This is a genomic window from Paenibacillus senegalimassiliensis (genome assembly GCF_001486585.1).
Classification (GTDB): domain Bacteria; phylum Bacillota; class Bacilli; order Paenibacillales; family Paenibacillaceae; genus Fontibacillus; species Fontibacillus senegalimassiliensis.
On the sequence record NZ_LN909046.1, the window covers coordinates 1045333 to 1062041 of the forward strand.

Sequence of the window (16709 nt, forward strand, 5' to 3'; positions counted from 1 at the left end):
GATAGGTTCATGATAACTTAACTGGAAGGTTGATAGCGATGAGTGAGGAAATTCGCAGAAATATGGCCTTGTTTCCTATTGGTATTGTGATGAAGCTTACGGATTTAACCGCAAGACAAATTAGATACTATGAGCAGCATGAGCTTATCGTGCCTGCCCGCACGTCGGGGAATCAGCGGATGTTTTCCCTGAATGACGTGGAACGCTTGCTTGAAATTAAAGGACTCATCGATAAAGGTGTCAATATCGCAGGCATTAAGCAGGTGATGAACCCGATGTCCCGGGAGTCTCAGGAAGCAACCGTGATTACGAAGGATACGGAAGAGAAACGTCGGGAGATGACGGATTCGCAAATCTATCGTATGCTAAAGCAGCAATTGGTTACAGGAAGCAAACCTGGTCAGGTGTCTCTGATTCAGGGAGAATTGTCCCGTTTTTTCAAAAAATAATTTAAATGTTGGGAGAGGTTCGTGTGAGTTACTCGAAATACACCAAAGAAGACATTTTACGCGTTGCCAAAGAAGAGAACGTACGCTTTATCCGCCTGCAGTTTACGGATTTGCTAGGGACCATCAAGAATGTGGAAATCCCGGTAAGCCAATTGGAGAAAGCTTTGGATAATAAAATGATGTTTGACGGCTCCTCCATTGAAGGCTACGTCCGGATTGAGGAATCCGATATGTATCTTTTCCCGGATCTGGATACCTGGGTTATCTTCCCTTGGGTTACTGAAGATCGCGTGGCCCGTCTGATTTGTGATGTGTACATGCCTGATGGTACGCCTTTTGCTGGGGACCCGCGTGGTATTCTGAAACGCGTCTTGAAGGAAGCGGAAGAGATGGGATACACGTCGATGAACGTAGGTCCGGAACCTGAGTTTTTCCTGTTCAAGACGGATGAGAAGGGGAACCCAACTACTGAGCTTAACGACCAAGGTGGTTATTTCGACCTGGCGCCAACCGATTTGGGTGAGAACTGTCGCCGCGAAATCGTATTGACCTTGGAGGAAATGGGCTTTGAAATTGAGGCTTCTCACCATGAAGTAGCTCCAGGCCAGCATGAGATTGACTTCAAATATGCCAGTGCGATCAAAGCGGCTGACCAAATTCAAACCTTCAAACTGGTAGTTAAAACGGTAGCGCGTCATCATGGATTGCATGCTACATTTATGCCTAAGCCGTTGTTTGGCGTTAACGGTTCGGGAATGCACTGTCACCAATCCCTGTTCAGAGACGATGTCAATGCATTTTATGACGAGAGCGATGAGCTTGGTCTTAGCGAAGAAGCCCGTTATTACATGGCTGGTATCCTGAAGCATGCCCGTGCTATGGCGGCGATTACTAATCCGACAGTCAATTCTTTCAAACGTCTGGTTCCTGGTTATGAAGCCCCTTGCTATGTGGCTTGGTCCTCCAGTAACCGTAGCCCGATGATTCGTATTCCGGCTTCCCGTGGTCTTAGCACTCGCGTTGAGGTTCGTAATCCGGACCCGGCGGCCAACCCTTATCTGGCACTGGCTGTTATGCTCAAAGCAGGGCTTGACGGTATCCGTAGAGAGCTTCCACTGGTTGATCCTGTAGACCGGAACATTTACATCATGTCCGAAGAGGAACGTGTAGAGGAAGGAATTCCTAGCTTGCCATCGGATCTGAAGGAAGCGCTTGGCGAAATGCTGCGCAGTGAAGTAGTAAGCGAAGCGCTCGGCGAACATGCTTTGACTCACTTCTATGAGTTGAAGGAAATCGAGTGGGATATCTTCCGTACGCAAGTTCACGCTTGGGAACGGGATCAATATATGACGTTGTACTAAAATTAAGACAATCCCTTGAGGGCCTGGATAAGGTCGTCAGGGGATTTTTTTTGTTTAGTTAGCTGTTGTACAAAAGAGGATTTGCGTTCCATTGTGCGACAGGTAAATTTTTGATTTCTGAAAATGCTAAATGTTTACATGATTTATTCAAAGATGGGCAACTTATATTTAAGGAGGGTTGTAGCTATGGCGGTAAGTGAATTGAAGAAATACCAACGGCGGCGCTCCAGATTGAAGTTGTGGTGGATATCGGAACGCTCTGGCTTAGGATGGAGTACAAGAGGACGACGGGAAAAGACCGGTTATACGCCTCAGATGCTGGATCTCCGCTGGGATGAATGAATATGGGGAGGACGGTCATAGGATGAGGTTGTATGCGTTCTATAACAAATAGGACAAAACGGATAAGTTATCACGTTTTGTCCTATTTGTTGTTCAATGCAAATCGCGGAACAATCCGACGACCTTGCCGAGAATTGTAACATGCTTCAACCGCAGCGGTTCCATCGTGGAATTCTCCGGCTGGAGACGAATGTGGTCCTTCTCTTTATAGAAGGTCTTGACGGTAGCTTCGTCTTCTTCCGTCATAGCTACAACAATCTCTCCGTTGTTAGCCGTTTGCTGTTGGCGGACAATGACGTAATCTCCGCTATGTATGCCTGCTTCAATCATGCTATCGCCGACGACGGAAAGCATAAAGATCTCTGCGCCACCCGCATAATGCTCGGGGAGTGGGAAGTAGTCCTCAATATTCTCTGTTGCGGTAATCGGCATCCCGGCGGTGACTTTCCCTACGACGGGGACACGCGCCACGCTATGAGAGAACAAGTTGTAGTTCTCCGAGTCATCCTGTCCCAGAAGCTCGATGGCCCGAGGCTTGGTCGGATCGCGCCGAATAAAGCCCTTCTTCTCCAACCGGTCCAGATGTCCATGAACAGTCGAACTGGAGGCCAGTCCAACAGCTTCACCGATCTCTCGGACGGAAGGAGGATATCCCTTAGCCCGCACTTCATTTCTTATGAATTCAAGAATAGCCTGCTGACGGCTTGATACCTTTGACATTTTCGGATCAACCCCATTTAGTAACGTTTGGAAAAATTATAACATAGAACTTCCGTTCGTACAAACATTAGTTCTAACATGTAATGAAAATTAAAAAAAGAACAAATGTTCGCAATAAACTATTGAATCAAGCAAACGTTCGTGATATAGTCAAAATATGAAATGAGAACATTTGTTTGGGGGTATGAGTTTATGTTGAAATATAGTTCCTATCAGAGCATCTATGAGCAGCCTTCCTTCCGTCGTCCCGTCGTCGAGCGAATTTTACATAAGAGCACTTGGCCTAATCGCCGTTTCTTTCAAATGATTACTTTACTGGTCATTTTGGTTGTTACTTGCACCGGTGTCGTAACGGCGTTAGCCGCTTCATCAGATGATAAGTTAGCAGAGACCGAGCTTGCCCAGGTGATTGTTATGTCGGGAGACACGCTATGGGAAATTGCTGTAGAACATAAACCGGCAAATCAGGATACGCGAATCTATGTAGAGAAGTTGAAGCGGATAAATGGTCTGGGAACTAGTAAAATTCAAGCGGGAGATGTCCTTCTGCTGCCTGCCCGATAAGGCCATTGACATTATTCAGAAGGTAAGTCAGAAGGTACGTGGCAAAGTGGATTTTTACAGGGATATATAACTGGAGTATACATCTATTGTTAGGAGCTTGTAGGAGAGAGTCTTGGTGGTGAGCCGGGGCGCCTTGACAAGCTCTTTTTCTCATGTCAAAGTAGGAATTAATGCCCTGTATGATATCAAAGTATCTAGTGTATTTTAATCGTCACGAGGGACATACCGCAAACAAACAAGCAGGAGGAATTTATGGATATTGATGCTTTGGTACAACGAATCAATGAACTGGCTCGCAAGCATAAAACGGAAGGACTGACGCAGGATGAGGTGCTGGAAAGAGCCCAACTTCGGGAAACCTACCTGCAGAACGTGCGCAAGAACTTTCGGCAGCAGCTTGATTCCATTGAGATTGTAGATAAATAGGGAGGAAATGTAGATGGCTTCGTTTGACCGCAAAGTAGAGCGGAATCGAGTGAAAATGAACAAGAAAGGAAAAGGTCCGAATGTAGGACGCGGACAAGGCAATCCAAGTTCCCGAAGCTCTTTGGGAGCAAATGGGGACGGGGATGTATTCAAGGGACGCAACATTATTTTACCTGTTGTGTTGTTCTTGTTAGCCTTGATGTACGCTACAGTTGGACTGATGAGCGGGCCCGAACAAGTAAGCTCATTCTTGTACTGGACGACCATCATTTTGTACATGGTGCTTGCCGTTGCTCTCTATCTTCGCAAACCGTATCTGCGAATTAACAAGAGCTGGCTGTATACGTCAAAATTCAACCGTGACAAAATGCTGGACGCAGGGAACATTAATAAAATCAAGGTTAGCGCAAGCAAGATCGTGATTGAACCAAAGACGCGTGAGCCTAAATGGGTGTTTTACCGGAATCGTAACCGGTTTGATGTTGAAGCGATGGCTGCACGGCTGGAGCTATATGCTAATACGCATCATGTCAAGCTTGAGAGAGAATAGTCTTCTACTATAAGAGGAGAGAACCGGGGGGACATGGAACGGATGACGATCAAAGCGGTTTGTTTTGACTTGGATGACACATTGCTCTGGGATGACCGCAGTGTAAAGGAGGCCTTCGCGGCAACCTGTGAAAGTGCGGTAAAGAAGGCTGGCGCAGAGCTTCAAGCCGAGCAGCTTGAAGAAGCTGTTCGCCGTGAGGCGAGAGGGTTGTATGAATCCTATGAGACCTACCCGTTCACGACCATGATTGGAATTAACCCGTTTGAGGGACTATGGGCTACGTTCTCTGCTGGCGAACAGCCTGAGTTTCGGCAATTGGAGCAACTGGCTCCCGTGTATCGCAAAGAGTCATGGAGAAGAGGTCTGCTGGCTCTCGGGGTTGAGGATGAGGTGCTGGCAGAGGAACTGGCAGAACAGTTTGGACGCGAGCGTCGGTCCCGTCCTCATATTTATGAAGAAACCTTTGAGGTGCTTAAGGAACTGCAAGGGAAGGTTAAGCTGTTGCTGCTGACAAATGGTTGTCCAGCGCTCCAGCAGGAGAAGCTTGACGGCGTGCCGGAATTAGCACCTTACTTTGATGAGATCCTGATTTCCGGTAGCTTTGGGAAGGGGAAGCCTGATCCCTCTATTTTTCAGCATGCGATGGAATTGTTGGACATTAAGCCAAGTGAAGGGCTTATGGTCGGAGACAAGCTAACTACTGATATTAAGGGATCGCTTAGTGTTGGCATGACCGCGGTTTGGGTGAACCGTGAGCATAAATCACGCAATGATGACATTGTACCTAATTATGAAATTGCCCGTTTAACGGAGCTATACGATATTATCGCCGGGCTAAAATAATAGATCAACTTCAAGATACCCGCACCTGAAAGCATAGGCGATCGTAGAGAGGGGAATCGTTCATGAAGAGAAGCGGGTGGTTGTTGGCCGCTTTTATCCTGACGCTGACTTTACTTGGCGGTTGTGCGCGTACGGAATCAACGGCCATGGAGAATTTCTCTCTGGCACCGATCAAGGTTCAACTCGAAGTAACCCCTGATCCTGTACAAATTGGGGAGACAGTGACCTTCACGGCTACGGTTACCCATCAAGAGCAGATTGTAGACGATGCCGATGAGGTGACCTTTGAATTCTGGCGGGAAGATGATACGGAAGGGGAGCACGGTCAAGTTACCGTAACCTCTGCTGGGAACGGCACTTATGTGCTGGAGCAATCGTTTGATGAGCCGGGTACCTACAAAGTAATCTCTCATGTGACAGCTCGGGATCAGCACTCAATGCCTTCGAAGTCATTTACGGTCCAATAATCTAAATAATCCTAATTAACAAACGGCGGTGCAGGATCATTTTATCCTGCACCGCCGTTGTTGTTTGACTATCTGACTACTTTAACAAAGCCGATGGCTAGGAGAAGATCACCAGCAGCAAAGCAATCAATGCCGGGACTCCTTGCTTCAGAATAATGGATCGTGAAGCTGTAGCTCCGCCATATAGCGCGGCAACCACAATACATACAAGGAAGAAGATTTGAATCTGGGTGGCGAACTGTGCATTAGGATGAAGCAGCCCCCAAATAAGCCCTGCGGCAAGAAACCCATTATAGAGTCCTTGGTTGGCAGCTAGCGGCTTGGTGGCGCGGGCAAGCTCTGGGGTGGTGCCGAAAGTCTTCATGGTACGTGGACTTGTCCATAGGAACATTTCCATAATAAGAATATAAATATGCTCGATGGCTACAAGGGCCACCATTATGATGCTGATCAATCAGATCACCTGGCTTTCTTATGGTTCAATTCGCTGGTAAAGCGCGTGCTATTACATTATAGTAGCTTGGGCGCAAAACGCAAAGCCAATATGGAATGAGCAGACAGGAGCAGAGCAAGTGAGTTCTCCCGAAGTGATAAGGCCGCACCTCTTTTCTTCAACGCTTCATTCTGTTAAACTAAATCTTAACGTTTTACGGGAGGGACATGATCATGAGTAAACCAAGCCTGCTTGAAAGAATAAAAGAACGAATTTTAATCCTTGATGGTGCGATGGGCACTATGATTCAGCAGGAAAATCTGGCTCCTGCCGATTTCGGTGGAGAAGACCTGGATGGTTGCAATGAGATGCTCGTGCTCACCCGTCCGGACATTATACGGGGAATTCACGAGAAGTACCTGGCGGCTGGAGCCGACTTGATTGAGACCAATACGTTTGGCGCGGCATCTGTCGTGCTGGCTGAATACGATATAGCGGGTAGAGCCCGCGAAATTAATCTGGCAGCCGCCAAGCTGGCGATTGAAGCTGCGGAGAAGTATAGCACACCGGAGCATCCACGTTATGTGGTAGGGATTTTGGGACCAACGACCAAGACCTTGTCCGTTACCGGTGGCGTTACCTTTGACGGCTTGACGGACAGCTACGAGGAGCAAGTTATTGCCCTAATCGAAGCTGGGGTAGATGCGCTTATGCTGGAGACCTCGCAGGATACACTTAATGTGAAGGCGGGGAGTATCGCGATTACGCGAGCTTTTGCCAAGACGGGGATTACTCTGCCTCTCATGATATCGGGAACCATTGAGCCGATGGGCACGACGCTGGCCGGGCAAAACATAGAGGCCTTCTACATTTCGTTGGAGCATTTGAAGCCGATTTCGATTGGACTCAATTGCGCGACCGGACCGGAATTTATGCGCGATCATATCCGTACATTGTCCAGTATCGCTAAAGCTGCGGTAAGCTGTCATCCTAATGCGGGGCTTCCCGACGAGAACGGACATTATCATGAATCACCGGATTCGCTTGCCCGTAAAATGTCGGCTTTTGCCGAATCTGGTTGGTTAAACATTGCGGGCGGCTGCTGCGGAACAACCCCGGCGCATATCGAAGCTCTGGCTAGAACACTTGGTGAATATCGTCCGCGTGAGTTGGATGGAGATCATTTACCGGCCTTATCGGGCATCGAGCCCGTATACATTGAATCGGCCAATCGTCCTTACCTTGTCGGAGAGAGAACAAACGTTCTGGGATCGAGGAAATTCAAACGCCTGATTGTGGAAGGCAAATATGAAGAAGCCTCTGAAATTGCCCGTGCCCAGGTTAAAAATGGCGCTCAGGTCGTTGACGTCTGCGTGCAAGACCCGGATCGTGATGAGGCGGAGGATATTGAGAAATTCCTCGAGCTTGTGGTCAAGAAGGTTAAGGTACCGCTGATGATCGACACTACCGATCCGAAGGTGCTTGATTTAGCATTGCAATATTGTCAGGGCAAATCGATCATTAACTCCATTAACCTGGAGGACGGCGAGGAGAAGTTCGAGCAGGTAACGCCAATTCTTCATAAATATGGCGGTGCCGTCGTTGTAGGGACGATTGATGAGCGTGGACAAGCCATCACTCGGGAGGACAAGCTGGAGGTAGCCAAGCGCTCGCATGATCTGCTTGTTCATAAGTATGGACTTAATGCGGAGGATTTGATTTTCGACCCGCTTGTTTTCCCCGTTGGAACAGGGGATGAGCAGTATATCGGATCTGCCAAGGAGACGATTGAGGGCATCCGTCTGATCAAAGAAGCCATGCCGCAGGTGCATACCGTCTTGGGTGTCAGCAACGTATCGTTTGGCTTGCCTGAGGCTGGCCGTGAAGTGTTGAACTCGGTATTTCTGTACGAGTGCACGAAGGCCGGGCTGGATTATGCTATCGTGAATACGGAGAAGCTGGAGCGTTACGCCAAGATCTCTGAGGAAGAACGCCGCTTGGCGGAGGAACTGATCTATAACACCAACGATGAGACGCTGGCTGCCTTTGTTGCTGCTTTCCGTAACAAGAAAGTGGAGAAGGTAGAGAAGGCCGTGGACTTGACGTTGGAGGAACGTCTGGCTTCCTATGTGGTCGAAGGCACCAAGGAAGGGCTGATTCCTGATTTGCAGGAAGCGCTGAACCGCTACACCGCACTAGAGGTCATTAACGGCCCCTTGATGGCCGGGATGGAAGAGGTTGGACGTCTATTCAACAATAACGAGTTGATCGTAGCGGAGGTCTTGCAAAGCGCCGAGGTGATGAAGGCTTCGGTTGCTTACCTGGAACCGTTTATGGAGAAGAACGAAAGCAGTGTAAAAGGGAAAATACTGCTGGCAACGGTGAAGGGCGATGTACATGATATCGGCAAAAATCTGGTGGAGATCATCTTGTCCAATAATGGTTACCATATTGTGAATTTGGGTATAAAAGTACCACCGGAGCGCATTATTGAAGCTTATCGGGAAGAGAAGGCGGATGCTATTGGCCTTTCCGGATTGCTGGTAAAGTCGGCTCAGCAAATGATCACGACTGCGCAGGATTTGCGCAATGCCGGTATTGATGTGCCTATCATGGTGGGAGGCGCAGCACTGACACGCAAATTTACCAAGACGCGGATCCGTCCGGAATATAACGGGATGGTTGTGTATGCCAAGGATGCGATGGATGGTCTGGATTTGGCTAACAAGCTAATGGACCCCGCTGCCCGTGAGAAAATGCGTCTGGATATGGAAGCGGAGAAGGAAGCAGACAGTGTCGTGGCTGTTGCCAAGCCTCTGCCTGTATTAACCCGCGTTGAGCGATCCAAGATTTCAGCGGATGGGCCTGTGTATCTTCCACCCGATTTAGATCGGCACGTCCTGCGGGAATATCCTATTGGACATATTACCCCTTATATTAATATGCAGATGCTGCTGGGGCATCATCTTGGCTTACGTGGTTCTGTGGAGCAACTGTTGGCCACCGGAGATGCCAAGGCGGTGCAGCTTAAGGAAACGGTGGATCAGATTTTGCTGGAGGCCATGATGGACGGAATCGTACGCACACAAGCGATGTATCGTTTCTTCCCGGCGCAGTCATCCGGCAATGATATCCTTATTTATGATCCGGCAGATACCAGTAAAGTGCTGAAGAAATTCAGCTTCCCCCGGCAAAAGGTGGAGCCGTTCTTATGTTTGGCGGATTTTCTGAAGCCTGTGGATAGCGGCGTAATGGACTATGTGGGCTTTCTGGTCGTTACGGCAGGTCAAGGCATTCGCGAGTTGTCGGAGAAGTGGAAGGAGCAGGGAGAATATCTGCGCTCCCACGTGCTGCAAGCCGTTGCTTTGGAGGTTGCTGAGGCGCTCGCAGAACGGGTCCATCATATGATGCGTGATACCTGGGGGTTCCCGGACCCGGCAACCATGACAATGAAGCAGCGCCATGGGGCGCGTTATCAAGGCATTCGCGTATCCTTTGGTTATCCGGCATGTCCGGATCTGGAGGATCAAGGGCCGCTATTTGAATTAATGCAGCCGCAAGATATCGGCATCACCTTAACTGAGGGCTTCATGATGGAGCCAGAGGCTTCAGTCTCGGCCATGGTGTTCGCCCATCCGGAGGCTCAATACTTCAATGTAGAGAAAGCTTAAGTATACTTTTTGGAAACCCTCCGAAACTCGGAGGGTTTCAGCGGTTTAATTTATCAAGCGGAAGGACGATCGGCATGGAACTTTATTTTTTGGGGACTAATGCAGGTGTTCCGTCGTTAGAGCGGAATGTGACCTCAGTGGCTTTACGCCTGCTTGAAGAAAGACGTTCTCTCTGGCTGTTCGATTGCGGCGAAGGCACGCAGCATCAAATTCTGCGCTCCCCGCTCAAACTGAGCAGATTGGAACGTATCTTTATTACTCATTTGCACGGTGACCATTTATTCGGCTTGCCCGGGTTGATCTCCAGCCGTGCTTATCAGGGCGGAGATACGCCGCTGGTCATATACGGGCCAAAAGGTTTGAAGAAATTCGTAGAGACGGTGCTTGCGATAAGTGAATCCCGAATTAGTTACAAGCTGGATATCGTGGAGCATGACGGTGGCGTTATCTTCGAGGATGATACCTTTCGGGTGGAGTCGGCTTTGCTGGAGCATCGCATTGATAGCTATGGCTACCGGGTTATTGAGAAGGATTTGCCGGGTAAGCTGGATGCGGCTGTATTAGCTCGGCACGGGGTTCGTCCAGGTCCCTTATACGGACATTTGAAGAAGGGGGAGAGCATTACAACTCCCGATGGCTATGTCTTGCAAGCTCGGGATGTGCTTGGAGCACCCAAGGCAGGACGGATCGTCACGATTCTTGGAGACACTCGTCCTTGCACAGCCGTAGGGGAACTTGCACAAAACGCGGATATGCTTGTTCACGAGTCCACTTTCTTGCAGGAGCTTGTGGAGACGGCCCATGAGTATCATCATAGTACGGCTTATCAAGCGGCGATTGCGGCTAAAGAGGCCGGTGCCAAGGGGTTGTTGCTCACGCATTTCAGCTCCCGCTACAAATCCGATGATCAGTTGCTGCGTTTGCAGCAAGAAGCGGAGGCGGTGTTCCCAGGTGCGGTGTTGGCTCAGGAGCATGTGCTGTATCCTATCCAGAGACGATTATAATAAATATTTTCCGGGAAAGCGCAGGAAATGACAGGGCTGTGCAAGTGTTCGGGAGGGTTCGACGGAATGCTTGGCGAATGTGCGCTGTTTCTGGAATGTATTTTAACCCTTCAATAAAGCGCAACGGAAAAGTTTGCCTGAGCGTATGTATACTAGGTACAATAATAGAGACATTGCATCATGGGAAGGATGAACATATTGCCACAGCTTTGGAAGGCCTTTCTGATTGACTTGGATGGTACGCTATACCATGGGCCGACAATGATACCGGGAGCGGATGACCTGATCTCTTTGCTGAGAAGCAGGGCTATTCCCTTCCTCTTCGTAACCAACAATTCCTCCCGTACTCCAGCAGAGGTCGCAGAGCATTTGCAAAGGATGGGAATTCCGGCAAAGCCGGAGGAGGTTTGTACTTCGGCAGTGGCGGCTGCGGAATACATTGCTGCGGAGATGGGGCAGCGGCGTGTGGCCGTAATCGGGGAGAATGGGCTATTGGAGGCGGTTCGGCAAGCTGGGCTTACGCTGGATGACGAGCAACCGGAAGTCGTGGTCCAGGGCATTGACCGGCAGTTTACATATGAGACATTGACTCGTGCGGCACGCTGGATTCGCGGAGGCGCCGGGTATGTGCTGACGAATCCCGACTTGCTTTTGCCTTCACAAGATGGTTTGATGCCGGGGGCCGGTACGCTAGGTGCGGCCATTCAGGCAGCAACAGGGGTGAAGCCGGTTATCATTGGCAAGCCCGAAGCACCGCTAATGAATTATGCCATTGCCCGTCTGGGACTGACGGCGGCAGAGGTGACCGTAATTGGAGATAATATGCATACCGATATCGCAGCAGGGGTTCGTGCTGGTTGCGGTACAATCCTGGCACTAACCGGGGTGACGACGGCTGATAATTTGCCTGGCTATATTGAGTCCGCTGGCGTACATCCGGATGTCGTCTGTCATACGCTGGAAGAGGTTGCGGAGCGAATTAAGCAGAGCAGCCACTAATACATTACTCTTATGAATGAAGGGAACGATGAACCATGCCGGAATTGCCGGAGATGGAAAATTACCGAATAAAGCTATCACAACAAATTCTGGATACGCCTATAAGTAAGGTAGTTGTTAATCGTGAGAAGTCGGTCAATGTGGACGCCGATATTTTTATCCGGGAACTGACAGGGAGACAGGTCATTTTCGTTGAGCGTCGGGCGAAGCATCTGCTTTTTCACCTCGATAACGGAAAAAGACTGCTGCTTCATTTGATGCTTGGCGGGCTGCTTTATTTAAGCAGTAAGGACGACCAACCCGATCGGACCACCCAAATCGAAATTACTTTTGGCGATGATTTGGTGCTTTACTTTATTGGATTGCGACTTGGTTATTTGCATCTACATAGTGCCAAGGAGGCCGAGGATTTACTGGCTCATTTGGGGCCGGAGCTGCTGGACCGGAGGATGAATGAAGCGCGGTTCACAGCCCTTCTGCGCAAACGGCGCGGCAGCTTGAAGACGACACTGGTGAACCAGGACGTAGTAGCCGGTATCGGCAATTGCTATGCAGATGAAATTGCCTTTGCGGCTGGTCTCCTGCCGACGGTCAAGCTTCAAAGTTTAAGCGATGAAGACTTCTCCCACTTGTACCAAGCCGTTCGTGACGTGCTTACGGAGGCGACAGAGGTGGGCGGATACATGGAAATGCCGCTGACTCCCGATGATAAGCTGACTGGGGGAGCGAATGATTGGTGCCGGGTATACGACCGGGAGGGGGAGACCTGTCCGCGATGTGGGGACCGCATCGTTAAGGGTGAGATGAACGGGCGCAAAGTGTTCTACAGCCCGGGCTGCCAGCATGACCGATGAGCTTGCAATTAGGTGGCCATGTCAGCATTCGGGATGGTTACCTCGGTGCTGCTAAGTCAGCCCTTCGCATGGGGGCAGGAGCGTTTCAGTTTTTCCCAAAAAATCCGCGCAGCCTGAAGCTGAAATCCTTTGACTCAAGGGATGCTGAAAGCTGTCGGAGCTTCTGCTCCGCACAAGGTCTGATCTCCGTCGCACATACACCGTATCCCAGCAATTTGGCGGTTAGCTCAGAGACAGAGCCGATGTTATTTCGCCAGGTTGTGGACTCGCTGCGCAATGATCTGGAGATTGCTGAGGCCTGCGGCTCAATTGGGATCGTTGTTCATTTTGGCACATTTAAGCAAGGAAGCCCCTTACAAGGTTATCAAAATATTATACAATGTATAAATAATGTACTCTCTGACTGGAAAGGATCGGCAAAGCTGTTAATTGAAAACCAGGCAGGAGATCATGGCTCCATGGGGATGACGCTTGAGGAATTGGTGCAGGTTCGCAAGCTATGTGACCATCAGCAACACATTGGCTTTTGCCTGGATACTTGTCATGCCTTTGCGTCAGGGATGTGGCAGGGAGCTACGGATAAGAAATTTGCCGACAAAGCTGAGCAGCTTGGCTATTGGGATGGCTTATGCGTGGTTCATTTAAACGATTCGAAATATCCGGTATCTTCACGCAAGGACCGTCATGCCCGTGTCGGTCAAGGCTACATCGGAGAAGAGGGCTTTCGTCGCCTTCTGCAGATGGATGCCATCCGGAAGTCGCCACTGATTATGGAGAGCGAAACCGGGAAAGACGGGACCTATAGAGAGGATTTGGAGCGAGTGAGGCGGTGGGTGGAAGCCTAGTGCTGAATACCGCGGGAAAGGAAGAACACTATTGATTCATGTATATATGGACGATTTTCGCAGGTGTCCGCAAGGATTTACGTTGGCGCGCACCGTCGAAGAGTGTCTGGAACTGTTCCGCTTGACGGAGGTTGATATTTTATCGCTTGATTATGATATGGGACTGGGTGAACCGACAGGAACGGAAATGGCAGCAGCCCTGGTTCGTGAAGGAAAGTTCCCGCGCGAAATTTATCTGCATACCTCCAGCATGGCGGGCAAGAAGAGCATGTACGAAATTTTATATCCAAATCTTCCGCCACAGGTGAAGTTGCATAATGGACCGATACCATTTGAGCGTCTGGAGGACATTGCCAAGAACTGCAAGGTGCCGCCTGAGTCCAAATGGATTTGTACGGCGAATCATGGCTTTGCTCCCTATGCGCAGGAGGAATTGCGCCGTACCTTTGGAAGTGTCAAGAGCACGATGCTGGTGCCTGGTGAAGCGTTTATTGCGACATTGCAGGCCATACCGGAGGATGTCCATCACCGGCTGGTCCAAGCGCCGCCAGTCTTTCTACGTCATACGTTCCTGGTGGATTGGGAGTGGTCTCCGGCAGAGCAAGAGACTAACCAAGAGGAAAGCTGGCTTGTTCCACTGCGTAAATATCTTATGGCTGATTTCCGCTTACCGGCAGCCAAGATAGCCATACAGGCCCGGAAATCAGAGCAATCACTTTGGCCAGGGTCGGCAGCGGAGCTGAAAGACCGCTTGCAGGAAGAATTGAAGGATGTAGCGGGAGCTGAATTTGTTGTGCGAGAGGCCGATTGGATTATCTCGTTGTTTGCTTCCGGAGATAGCATATACGCAGGGGTGTCCCATCCTCAGGATAACTTGTCGGACTGGAACGGTGGAGCCATCCGTTTCCGCAAGGAGGACGGGCAAATATCCCGAGCCAAATTCAAGTTGTTAGAGGCAGAGGTTGCCTTTGGTATTCCGTTTGCTTCGTTCCGTGAAGCGCTAGACATCGGCGCGGCTCCGGGAGGATGGACCTCATTTCTACTAGAACGGGGGCTCAAAGTTACGGCAGTAGATACCGCTAAGTTGGATGCATCTTTATTGTCTTCACCGAAGTTGACCTTCTTGCAGCGGAACGCGAACAACGTAAAGTTCAAGGACAATCAATTCGATCTGCTAGTCTGCGATATGAGTTGGAGTCCAAAGCTGACGGCCAGGTTGGTTACTGAGCTGTTGTATGCTCTGGCGCCAGGCGGAACAGTCGTTGTGACTGTCAAGCTGCTAACCAAGAAGCCGATGGCTTTGATTCAAGAAGTTACCGGGATGTTCCAGGAGGCCCGGTTGCAAGTCCAGCAAGCCAAGCAATTGTTCCATAATCGCGATGAAATTACATTATATATGATTAAATATTAATGTGATTAATTATAGGCTGAGAAGTGTTTTTCGAAAATAGAGCTTTACATTTACTACCCAGTTGTTTTATACTGATTGCAAAATTATACATCGACCGTACAAAGGGAAAGCATCCCATGTCATCGTTTTTGGCCTAACGGCTAGAGCGACGATATGGAGGCTTTCCCTTTTTTGCGTGCGGTCAGGGAAGGAGGTTAACAAATGCGCTTCGTTTCCAAGCTGGATCCAGGGAAGGTACTCGCCGAGCGTTACCGGGTGGAGCGACTGCTGGGGCAGGGTGGAATGAGCAGGGTCTATCTGGCCGCAGATTTGAAGCTGCGAGGGAAGGTGTGGGCTGTCAAGGAATGTCTCACCCGCCCAGGGGAGCCCTTGCTGGTGGCCCGGGAGGCGGAGTTACTTATTTCTCTCAACCATCATCGGTTACCCCGAATCGTAGATTTTATTGATGCTGATCAGGATGGGTATTCGTATATCGTGATGGATTTTATGGAAGGTGTTCACTTGGATCGCTATGTGGGCACAAGAACCGAAGGGCTCAAGGTGGAAGAATTAGCCCGGTTTGGCTTGCAGATGCTGGAGGGATTGCAATACTTGCATAACCATCAACCTCCAATCATTCATCGGGATGTCAAGCCATCTAACGTGCTGGTAGACGGCAAAGGGCAACTGAAATTTGTCGATTTTGGCATTGCTCGTATGTTCGCGGAGAGCAAAACAGAGGATACTGTGCAGCTTGGGACGGTAGGGTTTGCTGCACCCGAGCAATACGGGGGTAGGCAAAGTGATCCTCGTTCTGATTTGTACTCGCTTGGGGCTGTGATGCTCTATTTGGGGAGCGGTTGCCGATTTAGCGTTTGGTCGCAGGAGGCGGCGAGTATATTTCGTACCCAGGGACACGGCCCTTTGCTTTCTATTGTAAGTCGCCTGCTTATGCAGAATCCTGAGGACAGGTATGCTTCGGCAGAAATGGTAATCTCGGCATTACGAGAGGCGGTGCCTGGCGCCGCGGACAATTACCCAAAGACATCTAGGAGGCCAAATCAAGCAAGTTCTGTTGTTCACCCTCGCAACGGACGTACGCTCGTCCTAGCTCTGATGGGTGCATCTTCCGGGGTGGGCACGACAAGTGCGGCTATCACCTTGGCCCATGTGCTATCGAGGCATTTCAAGCGGGTAGCGATGGCAGAGATGGACCCCAGAGCAACGGCGTTTCAACGTCTTGCTCATATGAGTGAGGATGATGGTCTATCGACGAGATCCACTTCGAGCAGTACATTTCGTATTTTCGGTGTCGTTTACGCCAAGCCATGCGCTCGTTCCGAATTTATCGACTTGCTAACCCAAGGGCTGGATTGCGTGGTCTGCGATTTGGGTGCTGCAAGAGGCAGCGAGTTGTTGGAGGAATTCCAGCGTGCTGACTTGTCCATTGTAGTAGGGTCTGGCGCGGTGTGGAGAAGTGAAGAATTGACACGGTTCGAAGAAGCGACGAAGGCTGGGGGAAAGCTACCCCTGGACTTGCGGTTCTGCATTCCTTTCGCTGCGCCATCAACAATCCGTCGTTTGGGTAAATTGCTGCATACCAAAAATGTCTACGGGCTGCCTCCCGAGCAGGAGCCCTTTGAACCGGGAGCGGATAGCACTGCGGTGATGGAAATGATCTGCTCTGATTTGTTACCGCGCTATGGCGGGGCTACAGGAACGGCCCTGCAACGCATCATGCATAGGTCAAGTTATTTGATTAAGCCGAAGAGGTAGGGAAGGAAGCTGAAA

17 protein-coding genes and 1 pseudogene are annotated in these 16709 nt (G+C 49.9%); 16 read left to right on the forward strand and 2 right to left on the reverse strand.

The genetic code is table 11. The features are described from left to right. Nucleotides 1-38: 38 nt before the first annotated feature. From BN3279_RS18900 to BN3279_RS24070, 3 genes are all read left to right on the forward strand, one after another. Complete coding sequence (locus BN3279_RS18900; RefSeq protein ID WP_059052951.1) at nt 39-449, forward strand: MerR family transcriptional regulator; 411 nt, start codon at nt 39-41, stop codon at nt 447-449. A 5-nt stretch (nt 450-454) separates the two neighbouring features. Continuing rightward, nucleotides 455-1810 carry a type I glutamate--ammonia ligase gene (gene glnA, locus BN3279_RS18905; protein ID WP_059052953.1) on the forward strand — a complete coding sequence of 452 codons (1356 nt, stop codon included), beginning with the start codon at nt 455-457 and terminating at the stop codon, nt 1808-1810. A 186-nt stretch (nt 1811-1996) separates the two neighbouring features. Further along, nucleotides 1997-2152, forward strand: coding sequence for a hypothetical protein (locus BN3279_RS24070; protein ID WP_187377820.1), 156 nt, complete (start codon nt 1997-1999; stop codon nt 2150-2152). A gap of 93 nt (nt 2153-2245) precedes the next feature. Here the strand turns inward: BN3279_RS24070 and lexA are convergent, their stop codons facing one another. Further along, nucleotides 2246-2872 carry a transcriptional repressor LexA gene (gene lexA / locus BN3279_RS18910; RefSeq protein WP_059052955.1) on the reverse strand — a complete coding sequence of 209 codons (627 nt, stop codon included), beginning with the start codon at nt 2870-2872 and terminating at the stop codon, nt 2246-2248. A 192-nt stretch (nt 2873-3064) separates the two neighbouring features. On the opposite strand from lexA, the gene BN3279_RS18915 reads away from it, so the two are divergent. From BN3279_RS18915 to BN3279_RS18930, 5 genes are all read left to right on the forward strand, one after another. Beyond that, nucleotides 3065-3436 carry a LysM peptidoglycan-binding domain-containing protein gene (locus BN3279_RS18915; protein WP_059052957.1) on the forward strand — a complete coding sequence of 124 codons (372 nt, stop codon included), beginning with the start codon at nt 3065-3067 and terminating at the stop codon, nt 3434-3436. 252 nt (nt 3437-3688) lie between these two features. Next, complete coding sequence (locus tag BN3279_RS23515) at nt 3689-3862, forward strand: DUF896 domain-containing protein (RefSeq protein WP_082673137.1); 174 nt, start codon at nt 3689-3691, stop codon at nt 3860-3862. A gap of 13 nt (nt 3863-3875) precedes the next feature. Further along, nucleotides 3876-4412 carry a hypothetical protein gene (locus tag BN3279_RS18920; protein ID WP_059052959.1) on the forward strand — a complete coding sequence of 179 codons (537 nt, stop codon included), beginning with the start codon at nt 3876-3878 and terminating at the stop codon, nt 4410-4412. 42 nt (nt 4413-4454) lie between these two features. Next, a complete protein-coding gene (locus tag BN3279_RS18925; protein ID WP_187377844.1) occupies nt 4455-5255 on the forward strand; it encodes an HAD family hydrolase in 801 nt (266 codons plus the stop codon). 62 nt (nt 5256-5317) lie between these two features. Then, nucleotides 5318-5722, forward strand: a complete 405-nt coding sequence (locus tag BN3279_RS18930; protein ID WP_059052963.1) for a FixH family protein — start codon at nt 5318-5320, stop codon at nt 5720-5722. Between the two features lie 97 nt (nt 5723-5819). On the opposite strand, the gene BN3279_RS18935 is transcribed toward BN3279_RS18930, so the two are convergent. Beyond that, nucleotides 5820-6161 carry a DUF1304 domain-containing protein gene (locus BN3279_RS18935; protein WP_059054565.1) on the reverse strand — a complete coding sequence of 114 codons (342 nt, stop codon included), beginning with the start codon at nt 6159-6161 and terminating at the stop codon, nt 5820-5822. 227 nt (nt 6162-6388) lie between these two features. Here BN3279_RS18935 and metH point away from each other — a divergent pair, with 227 nt between their 5' ends. The 8 genes and pseudogenes from metH (at nt 6389) to BN3279_RS18970 (ending at nt 16694) form a co-directional block, all read left to right on the forward strand. Continuing rightward, nucleotides 6389-9826, forward strand: coding sequence for a methionine synthase (metH, locus tag BN3279_RS18940; protein WP_059052964.1), 3438 nt, complete (start codon nt 6389-6391; stop codon nt 9824-9826). A gap of 74 nt (nt 9827-9900) precedes the next feature. Further along, nucleotides 9901-10830 carry a ribonuclease Z gene (gene rnz, locus BN3279_RS18945; RefSeq protein ID WP_059052966.1) on the forward strand — a complete coding sequence of 310 codons (930 nt, stop codon included), beginning with the start codon at nt 9901-9903 and terminating at the stop codon, nt 10828-10830. A gap of 189 nt (nt 10831-11019) precedes the next feature. Continuing rightward, entirely contained in the window at nt 11020-11829 is an 810-nt protein-coding gene (locus BN3279_RS18950; RefSeq protein WP_059054567.1) for a TIGR01457 family HAD-type hydrolase, read from the forward strand. A 35-nt stretch (nt 11830-11864) separates the two neighbouring features. Next, complete coding sequence (locus tag BN3279_RS18955; RefSeq protein ID WP_059052968.1) at nt 11865-12683, forward strand: Fpg/Nei family DNA glycosylase; 819 nt, start codon at nt 11865-11867, stop codon at nt 12681-12683. Continuing rightward, nucleotides 12680-13528 (forward strand): deoxyribonuclease IV, encoded by an 849-nt coding sequence (locus tag BN3279_RS18960; RefSeq protein ID WP_059052970.1) that lies wholly within the window; start codon nt 12680-12682, stop codon nt 13526-13528. Before BN3279_RS18955 ends, BN3279_RS18960 begins: the two co-directional genes overlap by 4 nt. Nucleotides 13529-13574: 46 nt before the next feature. Beyond that, nucleotides 13575-13802 (forward strand): annotated as a pseudogene (locus tag BN3279_RS24075) (cyclic-phosphate processing receiver domain-containing protein); the annotation flags it as partial. A gap of 66 nt (nt 13803-13868) precedes the next feature. Further along, nucleotides 13869-14939, forward strand: coding sequence for an SAM-dependent methyltransferase (locus BN3279_RS18965; RefSeq protein WP_059054569.1), 1071 nt, complete (start codon nt 13869-13871; stop codon nt 14937-14939). A 201-nt stretch (nt 14940-15140) separates the two neighbouring features. After that, nucleotides 15141-16694 carry a serine/threonine-protein kinase gene (locus tag BN3279_RS18970; protein ID WP_059052972.1) on the forward strand — a complete coding sequence of 518 codons (1554 nt, stop codon included), beginning with the start codon at nt 15141-15143 and terminating at the stop codon, nt 16692-16694. Nucleotides 16695-16709 lie beyond the last annotated feature (15 nt).